Consider the following 15,233-nt stretch of genomic DNA (forward strand, 5'->3'; position numbering starts at 1 on the left):
GGCACCGCCCGTCCCCCCTCGTGAGGCGTTCAGGCCACCGAGAAGGCGGCCTTGTGCACGACCCGCGAGTAGTGCCCGACCAGCTGGTCCACCAGCGCCGGCCACGACCGCTCCTCCACCCGCCGGCGCCCTGCCGCGCCCAGCCGCCGGCGCAGCTCCTGCTCCTGCGCTCCGGCGCCGACCAGCGGCAGGACCGCCTCCCGCAGCGCACCCCGCACGTCGGGGTCGAACAGCGCACCGGTCACCCCGGGCTCGATGAGGTCTACGGGGCCGCCCCTGGCCGGTGCGACGACCGGCAGCCCGGCGGCCGACGCCTCCTGCAACGTCTGGCCGAAGGTCTCGCGGGTTCCCGTGTGCACGAAGACGTCGAAGGCGGCGTAGGCGCGCGCCAGGTCGGCCCCCTCGCGACGGCCCAGGAAGACCGCCTCGGGCAGCTGGGCCTGCAGGACCTCCCGGCTGGGTCCCTCACCCACGAGGACGAGCCGGGTGCCCGGGAGCGAGGCGAGCTCGGTCAGCCGGTGCAGCTCCTTCTCCGGGGCGAGCCGTCCGACATACCCCAGGACGGTCTCCCCGCGCGGTGCCAGCGTGGCGTGCAGCGCGTCCGCGGCGGGGTCGTGGCGGTGGTCGGGGTGGAACAGGTCGCTGTCGACGCCGCGGCCCCAGAGCGCGACCCGGGGGACGTGGTGGGCGGCGAGGTCGGTCAGGGCGGAGGTGGAGGGGGCCAGGGTGAGGTCGGCCTGCTCGTGGATGCGCCGGATCCAGCGCCAGGTGGCCCGCGCGGTCAGGTCGCCCGCGGGGCCGGCGTGCTGGCGGATGTAGGAGGGCATGTCGGTCTGGTAGATCGCCACCGACGGGATCCCCAGCGCACGCGCGGCGACGAGGCCGCGGACGCCGAGCACGAAGGGCGAGGCGACGTGGACCACGTCGGGCCGGAAGCGGTGCAGGACGGTCTCGAGCTCGTAGGAGGGCAGGCCGACCCGGAACTTGCGCACGGGCAGGCTGGTGACGGTGTGGACCGGGAAGCCGGCGTAGTGCTCCGGGGTCATGACCGGGCTCCAGGGGCTGGTGCCGGGGGCGATGACCAGCGCCTCGTGCCCCTGCTCGCGCAGGCACTCCAGCACCTTGCAGACGCTCGTGGTGACGCCGTTGAGGGCGGGGAGGAAGGACTCGGTGACGATGGCGACGCGCACGTGGTCCATCCTCGGCGCGTCGGGTATGTCGTCGGCGGACCCTGGGGGTGTGTCGGGTGGCCGGCGGGTGACCAGATGGTGCCCGATGCCGTCGCGCAGGGCGCGTCGGGGAGAGCGCAGGGTGCCCGGGCGCGTCGTCACGTCAGGTCCTCCCGCCCGAGCTGCTGCAGGGTGGCCACCAGCGCGCGGACGTCCTGGCAGCGCTCGCGGGTGGTGACGAGCACGGCGTCGGGGGTGTCGACGACGACGACCCCCTCCACGCCCAGGGTCACCACGGTCCGTCCTCCGCGGGCGGCGACCAGCCCGGTGGAGTCCTGCGCGAGGACGTCATCGGGGCTGCCCAGCACCCGCACGCCGGGGTGACGAGGGTGCTCCTGCAGCAGCGTGGCGAGGGAGGCGAAGTCGCCGACGTCGTCCCAGCCCAGGTCGGCGGGGACGACCTCCACCATCCCGGCACGAGCTGCCGGCTCGGCGACGGCCCGGTCGATGGCCACCGCCGGCAGCGAGCTCCATACCTCGTCGAGCCGTCCTGGGTCCCGGGCGAGCAGCCTCAGGAGGTGCACCATCTCCGGGTGCTGGACGGCCAGGAGGTCCAGGAGGACACCGGCCCGCACGACGAAGATGCCGGCGTTCCACAGGTGCCGTCCGTCCTCGAGGTAGTGCTCGGCGACGCCGCGGTCCGGCTTCTCCACGAAGGAGACGACCCGGTGGACGTCCGGGGCGGCGGGGTAGGTCCGTCGCTCACCCACCTCGACGTAGCCGAACCCGGTGGCGGGGTAGCGGGGCTGGATGCCCAGGGTGACCAGGGACCCGGACCGGGCGGCGACCACCGCCTGGCGCACGCAGTCCGCGAAGGCCTCCTCGTCGTCGATGACGTGGTCCGCCGCGAACGAGCCGAGCACCGCGTCCGGGTCGCTGCGCTCGAGCACCGCCGCGGCCCACCCGATCGCCGGCATCGAGTCCCGCGGCGAGGGCTCGAGCAGCAGACGGTCCCCGGGCAGCCCATCCAGCTGCTGCCGCACGGCCGCCGCGTGGGCCTGACCGGTGACGACGAGCACCCGTCCGCCGACCAGGCGACCGACCCGGTCGACCGTCTCCTGGAGCATCGAGCGGCCCGAACCGGTGAGGTCCTGGAGGAACTTCGGGGCGGCGCTGCGCGACAGCGGCCAGAGCCGGGTGCCCGAGCCCCCGGCCGGGACGACGGCCGTGAGGTCGGCGACGGCGTCGTCCGCGGTGCCGGCGGCGCGGCGAGAGGTGCTCACCCCTGCCAGTCTAGGGTTGCTCCCATGCCAGCGTCCCTGCCGTCCGCCGGTGCCCCGCGCCGGGTCCTCGGTGCGGCCCAGCGCCTCGGCTACCGGGGGGTGCTGCGGCCGGTGGCGTGGCGGCTGGAGGCCGAGCGGGCCCACCACCTCACCGTCCGCGGCGTGGACGCGCTGGGCCGGAGCCCGCTCACCCGGGGGCTGCTCGCCGCGGGCGGCGCAACGGTCCCCCGAGGTCCGGGGGTGGAGGTGCTGGGGCTGCGCTTCGCCCACCGGGTCGGTCTGGCCGCCGGGATGGACAAGGACGGCCGTGCCGTGCCGGGCTGGGGGGCCCTCGGGTTCGGGCACGTCGAGCTGGGCACCGTCACCGCCCGGCCGCAACCGGGCAACCCCCGTCCACGCCTGGTGCGGCTGCCGGCCAGCCGAGCCGTCATCAACCGGATGGGGTTCAACAACGAGGGGGTCGAGGCGCTCGCCGCCCGCCTCCGTGCCGCGCGGGAGGCCGGGTCCGTACGGCTGCCCGTCGGGGTGAGCATCGGCAAGAGCAAGGTCACGCCGGTGGAGGAGGCGGTGGAGGACTACCTCGCCTCGGTGCGGGCGCTCACCGGGCTCGCCGACTACCTCGCGGTCAACGTGTCCTCGCCCAACACCCCGGGCCTGCGCTCGCTGCAGGACGCGGGCCCGCTCGCGGAATTGCTGACCGCGGTGGTGCGGGCGGCCGACGTGCCGGTGCTCGTCAAGGTGGCGCCCGACCTCACGGCGCCGGCGCTGGAGCAGGCGGTCGGCGTGGCCGTGGACGCCGGTGCGCGGGGGTTCATCGCCACCAACACGACCCTCTCCCGGGAGGGGGTCGCACACGTCGACGCGGCCCGCGCGGCGGCCGAGAGCGGCGGGCTGTCCGGGGCGCCGCTGACGCTGCGGGCGAGGGAGGTCGTCGGCCGGGTGCGCCGGTTGACCGACCTGCCGGTCATCGGCGTGGGCGGCGTCCTGACCGGCGCGGACGCCGCCGCGCTGGTCGACGCGGGTGCCGACCTCGTCCAGCTCTACACCGGCCTCGTGTATGCCGGGCCCGCCCTCGTCGCCGACGCCGTGGCCGCGACGAGCCCGGACGGCGCCCGGTGGGGGTGAGGGGAACCATTCACGGCGTCCGGTGGGGGTGAGGGGAACCATTCACGGCGCCCGGTGGGGGTCCTGGATGGCGGGGGAGCCGCGCGTATGCTCGAGGCTGACCCCCAGCCCCGTCCGGAGAGAGCCGTTGACCACCGACGCCCGCACCCAGCGCGAGACCGCCGCCCCCGACCCCGGCTCGGGGGAGCGTGGCGGCCCCCGCCCCCTCGCCGAGGTGATGCGACGGATCGAGGCCGTCGTCGAGGGCCGGTCTGAGGAGCTGCTGGCCTGGCGGCGCCAGATCCACCAGCAGCCGGAGGTGTGCTGGACCGAGCACCGGACCACCGAGCTCGTCGCGGGCGTGCTGTCGCAGGCGGGTGCGCAGGTCCGCACCCTGCCGGGCACCGGCGCCCTGGTCGACATCGGGCACCCCGAGCCGCGCACCCGCATCGCCCTGCGCGCGGACCTCGACGCCCTGCCCATCGACGAGGTGACCGGTCTGCCCTTCGCCTCGTCCACCGCCGGCGTCTGCCACGCGTGCGGTCACGACGTGCACACGGTCGGGCTCGTCGGGGCGGGGTTGGCCCTGCACGAGCTGTCCGAGGAGCTGGTGGCGCGGCAGGCGGCCGTCCGGCTGGTCTTCCAGCCGGCCGAGGAGACCCACCCCGGGGGCGCGCTCAAGGTCATGGAACAGGGCGGGCTCGAGGGCGTCGACCGGATGCTGGCGGTCCACTGCGACCCCTCCGTCGACGTCGGGCGCATCGGGCTGCGCGTCGGGCCGATCACCGCGGCGTCGGACGAGGTCCGCGTCGTCATCACCGGTCGCGGCGGGCACACCTCCCGCCCCCACCTGACCCAGGACATCACCTACGCCCTGGCCAAGGTCGTCACCGAGGTGCCCGCGGCGCTGACCCGCCGGCTGGACCCGCGGGCGGCCGCGATCCTCGTCTGGGGCGTGGTGCGTGCGGGGGCCGCGGCCAACGTCATCCCGGCGCGTGGCGAGGCCCTCGGCACGCTGCGCATGCTCGACGCCGAGCTGTGGGACGTCGTCGAGCCCATCTTCACCGAGACCGTCCAGGCGGTGGTGGCGCCCTACGGCGTGACCGCGACCGTCGAGTACACCAAGGGCGTGCCCCCGGTGGACAACGAGAACGCCTCGGTGGTCGCGCTCTCCAAGGCCGGCATGATGCTGCTCGGGGCAGGGTCGGTGCAGGCCACCAAGCAGTCCATGGGGGGAGAGGACCTCGGGTGGTACCTCCAGCAGGTGCCCGGGGCGATGGCCCGGCTCGGGACCCGGGCACCCGGCGGTCCGACCTACGAGCTGCACCAGGGTGACCTCGTCGTCGACGAGCGTTCGGTGCTCGTGGGCGCCAAGCTGCTGGCCGGTGCGGTCTTCACCGCGCTGGGGGAGATGCACCCCTGACCGGTCCGGCCCGGTCCGGGGGACCCGGGCGGGGACGCGTGTGACGGGTGTGACGACCCAGGTCACGAGTTCGTCACGTCTTGCCGCGCGCCCGTGAGGCGAGGCACCTACCGGTGAGTCACCAGGGTTACCATCGACGCGTCATACCCACAGGACAAAGGAGTATCCCGTGCGTCGGGTCCTGAAGCTCGCCACCGCCGGTGCGGCGGCCACCCTCGTCCTTGCCGCGTGCGGTGAGGCCCCCTCCGAAGAAGAGACCACTGCCGGTGGCGGCGAGAACGCCGAGAGCAGTGAGGACGGCGAGGCCGCCGGCGGCGACGCCGGTGACTTCAAGGCCTGCATGGTCTCCGACTCCGGCGGGTTCGACGACCAGTCGTTCAACCAGTCCGGCAAGGAGGGCCTCGACGCCGCCGCGGAGGAGCTGGGTATCGAGCCGGTCGAGGTCGAGTCCCAGGCGGACACCGACTACGCCACCAACGTCTCCAACCTCGTCTCCCAGGGCTGCAACATCACCATCGGGGTCGGCTTCCTGCTCGAGGACGCCATCCAGGCGGCCGCCGAGGAGAACCCCGACACCAACTTCGCCCTCATCGACTCGGCCTTCAGCGACGCGGACTTCAACCCGGTCGAGCTGGACAACGCCAAGCCGATCCTCTTCAACACCGCGGAGGCCAGCTACCTCGCCGGCTACCTCGCGGCGGGCATGTCCGAGTCCGGCACCGTCGCCACCTTCGGCGGGCTGCAGATCCCCTCGGTCTCGGTCTTCATGGACGGCTTCGCCGACGGCGTCGACAAGTTCAACGAGGACAACGGCACGGACGTCAACCTGCTCGGGTGGGACAAGGAGGCCCAGGAGGGCGCCTTCTCCGGAGACTTCGAGAACCAGAGCCAGGGCCAGACGCTCACCGAGCAGTTCATCTCCCAGGGCGCGGACATCGTCATGCCGGTCGCCGGCCCGGTCGGCCTCGGCGCGGCGGCGGCGGCCTCGGAGGCCGACGGTGTGCACATCATCTGGGTGGACTCCGACGGCTACCTCACCGCCTCCGAGTACTCCGACCTCATGCTCACCTCGGTCATGAAGGAGATCGGCGCGGCGGTCGAGACCACCGTCTCCGAGGCGGTCGACGGGGGCTTCACCAACGAGCCCTACGTCGGCACGCTGGAGAACGACGGGGTCGGACTGGCCGAGTACCACGACATGGCCGGCGACGTCGAGGGCATGATGGTGACCGGGCCGGACGGCGCGGAGATGTCGCTCGACGAGGCGGTCGCGATGCTGGAGGAGATGGTCGTCTCCGGCGAGATCACCGTCGAGTCGCCGAACAGCCCGCAGCAGTGAGCTGAGGGTCTGCCGGACCGGTTTGACCGACGCGCAGACCCCGCTCCGCCAGCGGCCCGGCCCACCTCGGGCCGGGCCGCTACGCTGTCCCTCCGCACCCCCCGGGCGCCCCCTGATCGCCGGGACCCGGACCGCACCACCCGTGAGGTATGTATGAAGCAGGTTCTGCGATGAAGCTCGAGCTGCAGGGCATCACCAAGGTCTTCGGCTCGCTGGTCGCCAACGACCACATCGACCTCGTCGTCGAGCCCGGCGAGATCCACGCCCTGCTCGGTGAGAACGGGGCCGGCAAGTCGACGCTGATGAACGTCCTCTACGGGCTCTACGACCCCGACGACGGGCAGATCCTGCTCGACGGCGCGCCCGCGACCTTCAGGGGACCCGGCGACGCCGTGTCCGCCGGCATCGGCATGGTGCACCAGCACTTCATGCTGGTGCCCGTCTTCACCGTCGCCGAGTCGGTGGCCCTGGGCTACGAGCCGACCGGCGCCGGTGGTGTGCTCAGGCTGGAGGAGGCGCGCCGCCGGGTGCGCGAGATCTCCGACCGGTTCGGCTTCCAGGTCGACCCCGACGCCCGGATCGAGGACCTGCCCGTCGGTGTGCAGCAGCGGGTCGAGATCATCAAGGCCCTGTCCCGGGACGCGCAGGTGCTCATCCTCGACGAGCCCACCGCCGTGCTCACCCCGCAGGAGACCGACGAGCTCATCCGCATCATGCGCGAGCTCAAGGAGTCCGGGACCTCGATCGTCTTCATCACCCACAAGCTGCGCGAGGTCCGGGCGATCGCCGACCGGATCACCGTCATCCGGCGTGGCCGGGTCGTGGGCGAGGCCAGCCCGACCTCGACCGAGACCGAGCTCGCCTCGCTCATGGTCGGCCGCTCGGTCAGCCTCACCGTCGACAAGGAGCCGGCGCAGCCGGGAGAGGCGACCTTCGAGGTCGAGGGTCTGTCCGTCGTCGCCCCCACCGGAACCGTCCTCGTCGACGACATCTCCTTCGACGTCCGGGCGGGCGAGATCCTGTGCGTGGCGGGGGTGCAGGGCAACGGCCAGACCGAGCTCGCGGAGGTCATCCTCGGCATCGAGCAGGCCGACTCCGGGTCGGTCCGCCTCGACGGCAAGGACATCCTGGGCACCGGGGTCAAGGAGCGCCTGCGCTCGGGCATCGGCTTCGTGCCCGAGGACCGGTCGACCGACGGGGTGGTCTCCAGCTTCTCCATCGCCGAGAACCTCGTGCTCGACCTCTACGACACACCGCCCTTCGCGCGCGGGGTCTCCATGAGCCCGGCCAAGGTCACCGCGAACGCCGAGCAGCGCACCGAGGAGTTCGACGTCCGCCACACCTCGGTCCACGACCCGATCTCGACCCTCAGCGGCGGCAACGCGCAGAAGGTGGTGCTGGCCCGCGAGATGTCCCGCCCGCTCCGTCTGCTCGTCGCCTCCCAGCCCACCCGCGGGCTGGACGTCGGCTCCATCGAGTTCGTGCACGGGCGGGTCGTCGCCGAGCGCGACCGCGGCACGCCCGTCATCATCGTCTCCACCGAGCTGGACGAGGTGCTCGGGCTGGCCGACCGGATCGCGGTGATGTACCGCGGGCGGATCGTCGGCATCGTGGACGCCGTCGGGGAGGACGGCACCCCGGTCAGCCGTGACGTCCTGGGCCTCATGATGGCCGGCGTCCCGCTCGAGGACGCCCAGCAGCAGGCGGCGCAGCACCGGTCCGTGCTCGGTGCCGCCGATCTCGGTGAGGAGCAGGCATGAACGAGCAGAACCGGCCCGACGCCGGCGAGGAGCAGTCCGTCGCGGCGACGCCTCCCGCTGAGGCGGGCAGCGAGACCGGCGGACCCACCGTGCGGGAGCAGGAGCGCCCCGGTGTCCTCCAGCAGATCCTCGGCGGCAGCGCCCTCATGTCGGTGCTCGCCGTCGTCCTGGCCCTCTTCATCGGCGGCCTCCTCATCGCCTTCGCCGACGAGGACACGAGGGAGGCGGCGACCTACTTCTTCGCGCGGCCCTTCGACACCATCTCGGCCGGGCTGAGCGCCATGGCCGAGGCCTACGTCGCGATGTTCCGCGGCTCGGTCTTCGACTGGCAGGCGGCGACCTTCGCCGGCATGGTGAACCCGCTCACCGAGTCGATGGTCTTCGCCGTCCCGCTCATCCTGGCCGGCCTCGGCATCGCCGTCGGCTTCCGCGCCGGCCTGTTCAACATCGGCGCGCAGGGGCAGATCATCGTCGGCGCCATCGGGGCCGCCTGGCTGGGCTTCGCCTTCGACCTGCCCCCGGTGATCCACCTGCTGGCCGCGATCCTCGGCGGCGCGATCGGCGGCGCCGTCTGGGGAGGCATCCCTGGCGTCCTCAAGGCGCGGTTCGGGGCCAACGAGGTGATCGTCACGATCATGCTCAACTACATCGCCGTCTACCTCATCAGCTACATCCTCAAGCAGCCCGGCTTCAACCCGGGGCGCACCGGCCAGCGGAGCCCGGCCGTCAGCCCCGACGCGACCTACCCGCTGCTCGTGCCGCAGTGGCTCTGGCCGGACAACGGCTTCCGTCTGCACTGGGGCTTCGTCGTGGCGATCCTGGCCACGGTCTTCGTCTGGTGGCTCATGGAGCGCTCCACGGTCGGCTTCCAGATCCGTGCGGTCGGCGCCAACCCGGCCGCGGCCCGGACGGCGGGGATGTCGGTCGGCCGGATCACCATCATCACCATGGTCGTCGCCGGCGCGCTCGCCGGGCTGGCCGCGACCGGACAGGTCCTCGGCACCGAGCGCTCGCTCACGGCGGGGGTGGCCGCCTCCTTCGGCTTCGACGCCATCACCGTGGCCCTGCTGGGGCGCTCCCGCCCGTGGGGGACCTTCTTCGCCGGGATCCTCTTCGGCGCCCTCAAGGCCGGTGGCTTCCTCATGCAGTCGCTCACCTCGACCCCGATCGACATCGTGCTCGTGGTGCAGTCGCTCATCGTGCTGTTCATCGCCGCGCCGCCGTTGGTCCGGTCCGTCTTCCGGCTGCCCGATCCCGACCGCCGGCGACGGCGCAAGGCCGACACCCGCACGACCCAGGAGGCGACGGCATGAGCACCGCCACCCAGCCGCAGCAGGCCACCCCCTCCGAGGGCGCGGGACCCCAGCGGGCCCGCCCCAAGGTGAGCCTCAAGGCGACGGTCGTCTACGCCCTCGCCGCCCTGGTGACCCTCTTCGCCTGGGTGCTCGACACCCCCGCGGACACGCGCACCACCTTCCAGTTCGGCACGAGCGGCGACGTCGTGAGCATCCCGAACATCCCGGTCCCGGCGCTGGGCTTCCTCGTGGTGCTGCTGGTGGTCATGCTCGCGGCCACCGGCTTCTCCTTCTGGCGCTGGCGGGAGCGGCGGCCGCTGCCCGCCTGGACGCACGTCGTCGTGGGGGTCGCCTTCGTCCTGGCCTTCCTCACCTTCGTCGGGGCCGGCCGCAGCACGGTCATCCCCATGGTCTCGCTGCTCGCGGGGGCGCTCGCGCTCTCGGTGCCGCTCGTCTTCGGCGCCATGTCGGGTGTCATCTGCGAGCGCTCGGGCATCATCAACATCGCCATCGAGGGCCAGCTGCTCTTCGGTGCCTTCATGGGTGCCGTCGTCGCCTCCGCGGCGGGATCGGCCTACCTCGGGCTCGTCGCAGCACCGCTCGCCGGTGCCCTCGTCGGGGCCGGGCTGGCGTGGTTCTCGGTGTCCTTCCGGGTCAACCAGATCATCGTCGGCGTCGTGCTCAACACCCTCATCATCGGGCTGACCGGCTTCCTGTTCTCGACCGTGCTGTCGGACAACAAGGCGCTGTGGAACAGCCGGATGCCCTTGCCCCGCATCCGGATCCCGCTGCTGGCGGACATCCCCGTCATCGGGCCGGTGCTGTTCAACCAGACGATCCTGGTCTACCTCATGTACGCCCTGATCTTCGGCCTGCAGTTCATGCTCTTCCGCAGCCGCTGGGGCCTGCGCACGAGGGCCGTGGGCGAGCACCCGAAGGCGGCGGACACGGTGGGGATCAAGGTCAACGTCCGTCGGGTCTGGAACACCATCCTCGGCGGGGCCATCGCCGGGCTGGGCGGGGCCTTCTTCACCGTCGGCTCGGGGCTCGCCTTCGGGCGGGAGATGTCGGCCGGGCAGGGCTACATCGCGCTGGCCGCCATGATCCTCGGGAAGTGGAACCCCTGGGGCGCGGTCATGGCCGCGCTGCTCTTCGGCTTCTCCAAGAACCTCGGCAACGTGCTGTCCAGCATCGGCAGCGGCGTGCCCTCCGAGCTGCTCCTCATGCTGCCCTACGTCATCACCATCCTGGCCGTCGCCGGCTTCGTCGGGCGGGTCCGTCCGCCCGCCGCCGAGGGCGTGCCCTACAGCAAGAGCTGAGCCCGCGGCAGACCCGGTCAGCCGGGCCGGGCCAGCGCCTACCCCCGAGGAGACCCCCGTGTCCGAGATCGACTGGCAGCCGCTGCACGACGCCGCGGTCGCGATGACCCAGCGTGCCTACGCGCCCTACTCCGGCTACCCCGTGGGGGTCGCCGGGCTGGTCGACGACGGTCGTGTGGTGGCCGGGTGCAACGTCGAGAACGCCGGCTACGGCGTGACGCTGTGCGCCGAGTGCGGGATGGTCTCCGACCTCGTCGCCGGTGGCGGCGGACGGCTGGTGGCGGTGTGGTGCGTCGACGGCCGGGGCGAGACGATCATGCCCTGCGGTCGCTGCCGCCAGCTGGTGTGGGAGCACGGCGGAGCGGAGTGCCTCCTGCAGACCCCCCAGGGGGTGCTGCGCATGGACGAGGTGCTGCCGCAGGCGTTCGGCCCGGAGGACCTGGAGCGCCGCTGAGCCGGCGCCCCACGAGCCACAGCGGCCACATCGTGCGGGGATATGTACCGCGGCACGGGTTATTTCCCCGGTCGCTGCTCGTTTCCCCGCGCGGTGGTGCCGGTGGGACGGCTGGGACCGGAGAGCCACGCGGCCAGGCCGGTGCCGCGCACCAGCACGGTCGACGTGACGACGGCCACCGCGGGGATGACCCCGAGCTCCAGCTGCAGGCCGAACAGCATGGTCGTGATGACCATGACCATGAGCGGCAACGGCACCAGGGCGGCCGTCACCGAGGCGGCGAGCGCCGGGACGGCGACGACGAGCGGTATGCCGGGGACCACCTGGTGGACGAGGACCCCGGCGACGGCGCCGACGAACACCAGCGGGAAGATCGGACCGCCGAAGAAGCCCCAGCTCATCGAGACCACGAAGGTCAGGACCTTCCCGAGGAGCACCAGCACGAGGAGCCCGGCCGTGATGGCGACGCCACCCTCCAGGACCCCGCTCAGCTGGGCGCGGCCGGAGAAGAGGGTGAGGGGGACGGCATACCCCACCGCGGCGACGACCGCGGCGCCGACGAGGGCGCGGACCACCACGTGGGGGACGCGGGCGCTCCACCGCCGCGAGAGCGTCATGGCCAGGACGCACACCGCGCCCAGCGCCGCCCCGGCGACCCCCAGCACGACGGCCAGGCCGATCCACCACACGCGCAGGTCGGAGTCGCCCAGGTCGTAGACGGAGAGGAAGGGCGTGCCGAGCAGGGGGTAGACCACCGCGAGCGCGGTGGTGGCCGAGACGATGCCGGGCAGCATCCGGTGCGGTGCCTCGTGCCAGCGGTCGTGGTGGACCTCCCAGGCCACGATCGGCCCGGCGAAGGGGAAGGTGCCCAGGGCGCCGAACACCCCGGAGATGCCCGCGAAGGTGAGGTCCTGCGTGGCCTCCTCACGTCGCTCGTAGCGCCGGCCCACGGCGGTGCCGAGCCCGCCGCCGAGCGTGCCGAGCGGAGCCTCCGGCCCCACCGAGCCGCCACCGACGAGGCTGATGAGGCCCAGGAGGCCGTAGCGCACCCCGCGCCGCAGCGGGACCTCGCCCTCGATCATCTCCGCGATGAAGTCGGGGTCGGGACCGGTCAGCCCCGTGCGGTGCCGCACCCACCCGACCAGGGCACCCGCGGCCAGCACGACCAGCACGCCCACCAGCGAGCCGGTGAACAGGCCCAGCGGCGTGCCCCCCTCGCCCCAGAGGAGCCGGGTCACCACGTGCTCGACGGCGAGGTAGACCACGCAGGCCGCGCCGGCGAGCAGCCCCACGACGGCGGCACCCCCCATGACCCGCCAGAAGTGCGGTCGCACCCCGTAGCGGGCGGAGGTCATGACCGTGCGGGAGGCTCGGGCGAGAGCAGGCAGGCCCGGGGCAGGCCGGCCTCGAGGGCGAGCCGCCCGGCCTCCGGGCTGCGCGCGAGGTAGAGCACCTGGCCGTCGATCTCGGCGACCCGCTCGTGCAGGGTGCTCATCGTGCCCGCGTCGACGACCACGCGCCCCTGCTCCGGCGGCAGGAAGGTGTCCTCGCCGAAGGTGCCCGAGCGGTCCTGGCGGGCCACCGTCGAGACGTCCATCGGACGCTGGCCCAGGGCCTCGGCCAGCACGCGCAGCGTGCCGGCCGCCTGTCCCCGCGGCTCGCCCCCGTCGGCGGGGACGGAGAAGCGGACCTCCGGGCCGTCCTCGTGGATCTCCTGGACGACCCACCGGGCGCGGCGCTCGCGGGTCATCACGGCGTAGGTCAGGGCCGGGCGGTCGTCCAGCCGCGCCTCGGTGGCCACCACGAGCGCCTGCGGGTCCAGCCCCACGGCCATCGTCGTCGCGGCCGACATCGTCGCCTCGATGCGCAGGGTCGACACCGTCGCCAGGACGCGGTCGTTGCGCACGGCGACGATGGTGGGGAACATCGGTTGCGGGTCCTGCGTCACACTCCGGGAACGCCGCAGCAGATCCGTGACCGGCGGCGCGACGAGAGCCATGATGTCAGCGATGAGCACGCAGGCCAGGATGTCACACCGACCCAGGGCCGGTCAGCGAGAGCGGAGACAGGTATGAAGAAGCCCACCCGGGTGCCGATCTTCGGCATCGTGGTCCTGGTCGTCCTCGTCAACGTCTTCTCGGGCTGGGACGTGCCGATCGTGCCCATCATCATCGGGCTCGTCGTCTTCAGCATGGTCACCGGCCAGGGGCGCCGCACAGGGTCCGTCGGGGGCAGGCCGGCGTCCGGCGACCGGCCCGGCACCACCCCGCAGCAGCCCGTGGGCGACACCTCAGACCTGCCGCGGATCGACGTCCCCCGCTACCCCGGCCAGTCCCCGCCCCCACCCCTGCCCCCGCAGGGTTCCGGCGCCGTCGACGACCACGGCGCGGCGGCATACCCGACCGGCACCTCGACCGACCCCGTCGTGTCGCTGGGGCAGCTGCACCTGGGACGGCTGGGCCGGGAGCTGGACACCGCCGCACGCACCGGCACCGGGGCGGACGTCGCGCGCCTGCTCGGGGAGATCGACCAGCTCGTCGAGCGCTCGCTGATGATGCTCTCCGGGGCCCACGGGGGCCCGGGCAGCGGGCGCAAGGAGTTCGAGTCCGGGCTGCGGCGCCTGGCGCGGGAGGTCGACGCCGCCCGCGGCGAGGAGCCCGCCGGGAGCAAGGTGGCGCGGGTGGTGCAGACCTCCGGCTCGCTCGCCCGGACCGGCCGCCACGGCTGATCGCGGCATACGTCACACTGGGCGCATGAGCGAGTCCTTCGACGCCGTGGACATCATCCGGACCAAGCGGGACCGGGGGGAGCTGAGCGGCGAGGAGATCGCCTGGGTCATCGACGCCTACACCCGTGACGTGGTGGCCGACGAGCAGATGTCGGCCCTGGCGATGGCCATCCTGCTCAACGGCATGGACCGCCGGGAGATCAGCGACTGGACGAAGGCCATGATCGCCTCGGGGGAGCGGATGGACTTCTCCTCCCTCTCCCGCCCGACCGCCGACAAGCACTCCACCGGCGGGGTCGGCGACAAGATCACCCTGCCGCTGGCGCCGCTCGTCGCCGCCTGCGGGGTCGCCGTCCCGCAGCTGTCCGGCCGCGGGCTCGGCCACACCGGCGGCACCCTGGACAAGCTCGAGGCGATCCCGGGCTGGCGGGCCTCGCTGTCCAACGAGGAGATGCTGGACCAGCTGGAGGGCGTCGGTGCGGTCATCTGCGCGGCCGGCTCCGGCCTCGCCCCGGCGGACAAGCGGCTCTACGCCCTGCGCGACGTCACCGGGACGGTCGAGGCGATCCCGCTCATCGCCTCCTCGATCATGAGCAAGAAGATCGCCGAGGGCACCGGCACGCTGGTCCTCGACGTCAAGGTGGGGTCCGGCGCGTTCATGAAGACCGAGGCCGACGCCCGAGAGCTCGCCGAGACCATGGTGGCCCTCGGGCAGGACGCCGGGGTGCACACGGTGGCCCTGCTCACCGACATGTCGACCCCCCTGGGGCTGACGGCCGGCAACGGGGTCGAGGTGGCGGAGTCGGTCGAGGTGCTGGCCGGCGGCGGACCGCAGGACGTGGTCGACCTCACCGTCGCGCTGGCCCGGGAGATGCTTCAGGGCGCGGGCGTCAGCGACGTCGACCCGGCGGACGCGCTCGCCGACGGCCGCGCGATGGACGTGTGGCGGCGGATGATCGCCGCGCAGGGCGGGGACCCGGACGCCCCGATGCCGGAGTCGAAGGAGAGCCAGGAGATCGTCGCCGACGCCGACGGCGTCCTGACCCGGCTCGACGCCCTGGCCGTCGGGGTCGCGGCCTGGCGCCTGGGGGCCGGCCGGGCCCGCAAGGAGGACCCGGTGCAGGCCGCGGCCGGCGTCGTGATGCACGCCAAGCCCGGCGACGAGGTCCGCCAGGGCCAGCCGCTCCTGACCCTGCACACGGACGACGCCGGCCGCATCGAGCGGGCCGCCGCAGCCCTCGACGGCGCGTGGGCGGTCGGCTCGGCCGACGAGGTGGAGACGGCCGACAGCATCGTCATCGACCGGGTGAGCTGACGACCCGCGCAGCGGACGCACGGTCGGACCGCTTCGGACGCGCG

13 protein-coding genes are annotated in these 15,233 nt (G+C 73.3%); 9 read left to right on the forward strand and 4 right to left on the reverse strand.

Translation table 11 applies throughout. The features are described 5' to 3' along the window. Positions 1 to 29 precede the first annotated feature (29 nt). Both Q0795_RS13525 and Q0795_RS13530 read right to left on the reverse strand, forming a co-directional pair. The gene (locus Q0795_RS13525; RefSeq protein WP_366942469.1) at positions 30 to 1,331 is read right to left on the reverse strand and encodes a glycosyltransferase family 1 protein; all 1,302 of its coding nucleotides are present in this window, start codon (positions 1,329 to 1,331) and stop codon (positions 30 to 32) included. Beyond that, positions 1,328 to 2,452, reverse strand: coding sequence for a mannose-1-phosphate guanylyltransferase (locus Q0795_RS13530; protein ID WP_298890447.1), 1,125 nt, complete (start codon positions 2,450 to 2,452; stop codon positions 1,328 to 1,330). The genes Q0795_RS13525 and Q0795_RS13530 overlap by 4 nt, the downstream gene beginning before the upstream one ends. A 24-nt stretch (positions 2,453 to 2,476) precedes the next feature. On the opposite strand from Q0795_RS13530, the gene Q0795_RS13535 reads away from it, so the two are divergent. From Q0795_RS13535 to Q0795_RS13565, 7 genes are all read left to right on the forward strand, one after another. Beyond that, positions 2,477 to 3,577 carry a quinone-dependent dihydroorotate dehydrogenase gene (locus Q0795_RS13535; protein ID WP_298890449.1) on the forward strand — a complete coding sequence of 367 codons (1,101 nt, stop codon included), beginning with the start codon at positions 2,477 to 2,479 and terminating at the stop codon, positions 3,575 to 3,577. 127 nt (positions 3,578 to 3,704) lie between these two features. After that, positions 3,705 to 4,979, forward strand: coding sequence for an amidohydrolase (locus Q0795_RS13540; RefSeq protein ID WP_298890451.1), 1,275 nt, complete (start codon positions 3,705 to 3,707; stop codon positions 4,977 to 4,979). A gap of 169 nt (positions 4,980 to 5,148) precedes the next feature. Next, on the forward strand, positions 5,149 to 6,318 hold the full coding sequence (locus tag Q0795_RS13545; protein WP_298890453.1) for a BMP family ABC transporter substrate-binding protein: 1,170 nt from the start codon (positions 5,149 to 5,151) through the stop codon (positions 6,316 to 6,318). Between the two features lie 170 nt (positions 6,319 to 6,488). Next, entirely contained in the window at positions 6,489 to 8,078 is a 1,590-nt protein-coding gene (locus Q0795_RS13550) for an ABC transporter ATP-binding protein (RefSeq protein WP_298890454.1), read from the forward strand. Then, positions 8,075 to 9,391 carry an ABC transporter permease gene (locus Q0795_RS13555; RefSeq protein ID WP_298890456.1) on the forward strand — a complete coding sequence of 439 codons (1,317 nt, stop codon included), beginning with the start codon at positions 8,075 to 8,077 and terminating at the stop codon, positions 9,389 to 9,391. Before Q0795_RS13550 ends, Q0795_RS13555 begins: the two co-directional genes overlap by 4 nt. Beyond that, positions 9,388 to 10,692, forward strand: a complete 1,305-nt coding sequence (locus Q0795_RS13560) for an ABC transporter permease (RefSeq protein ID WP_298890458.1) — start codon at positions 9,388 to 9,390, stop codon at positions 10,690 to 10,692. The genes Q0795_RS13555 and Q0795_RS13560 overlap by 4 nt, the downstream gene beginning before the upstream one ends. 58 nt (positions 10,693 to 10,750) lie before the next feature. Beyond that, positions 10,751 to 11,146: a cytidine deaminase gene (locus tag Q0795_RS13565; RefSeq protein WP_298890460.1), complete on the forward strand. Its 396-nt coding sequence runs from the start codon at positions 10,751 to 10,753 to the stop codon at positions 11,144 to 11,146. Between the two features lie 59 nt (positions 11,147 to 11,205). On the opposite strand, the gene Q0795_RS13570 is transcribed toward Q0795_RS13565, so the two are convergent. Both Q0795_RS13570 and Q0795_RS13575 read right to left on the reverse strand, forming a co-directional pair. Further along, positions 11,206 to 12,501, reverse strand: a complete 1,296-nt coding sequence (locus tag Q0795_RS13570) for a chloride channel protein (protein ID WP_298890462.1) — start codon at positions 12,499 to 12,501, stop codon at positions 11,206 to 11,208. Then, entirely contained in the window at positions 12,498 to 13,163 is a 666-nt protein-coding gene (locus Q0795_RS13575; RefSeq protein ID WP_298890464.1) for a hypothetical protein, read from the reverse strand. Before Q0795_RS13575 ends, Q0795_RS13570 begins: the two co-directional genes overlap by 4 nt. 54 nt (positions 13,164 to 13,217) lie before the next feature. Between Q0795_RS13575 and Q0795_RS13580 the strand changes: the two genes are divergently transcribed. Both Q0795_RS13580 and Q0795_RS13585 read left to right on the forward strand, forming a co-directional pair. Then, a complete protein-coding gene (locus tag Q0795_RS13580; protein WP_298890466.1) occupies positions 13,218 to 13,874 on the forward strand; it encodes a hypothetical protein in 657 nt (218 codons plus the stop codon). Between the two features lie 25 nt (positions 13,875 to 13,899). Next, positions 13,900 to 15,189, forward strand: a complete 1,290-nt coding sequence (locus Q0795_RS13585; protein WP_298890468.1) for a thymidine phosphorylase — start codon at positions 13,900 to 13,902, stop codon at positions 15,187 to 15,189. Positions 15,190 to 15,233 lie beyond the last annotated feature (44 nt).

The sequence above is a fragment of the uncultured Serinicoccus sp. genome, from assembly GCF_947487915.1.
Classification (GTDB): Bacteria; Actinomycetota; Actinomycetes; order Actinomycetales; family Dermatophilaceae; genus Ornithinicoccus.

Coding starts and splice junctions, on each gene's coding strand:
- Q0795_RS13535 (WP_298890449.1), top strand. CDS start 2,477: ATGCCAGCGTCCCTGCCGTCCGCCGGTGCCCCGCGCCGGGTCCTCGGT.
- Q0795_RS13550 (WP_298890454.1), top strand. CDS start 6,489: ATGAAGCTCGAGCTGCAGGGCATCACCAAGGTCTTCGGCTCGCTGGTC.
- Q0795_RS13555 (WP_298890456.1), top strand. CDS start 8,075: ATGAACGAGCAGAACCGGCCCGACGCCGGCGAGGAGCAGTCCGTCGCG.
- Q0795_RS13560 (WP_298890458.1), top strand. CDS start 9,388: ATGAGCACCGCCACCCAGCCGCAGCAGGCCACCCCCTCCGAGGGCGCG.
- Q0795_RS13570 (WP_298890462.1), bottom strand. CDS start 12,501: ATGACCTCCGCCCGCTACGGGGTGCGACCGCACTTCTGGCGGGTCATG.
- Q0795_RS13580 (WP_298890466.1), top strand. CDS start 13,218: ATGAAGAAGCCCACCCGGGTGCCGATCTTCGGCATCGTGGTCCTGGTC.
- Q0795_RS13585 (WP_298890468.1), top strand. CDS start 13,900: ATGAGCGAGTCCTTCGACGCCGTGGACATCATCCGGACCAAGCGGGAC.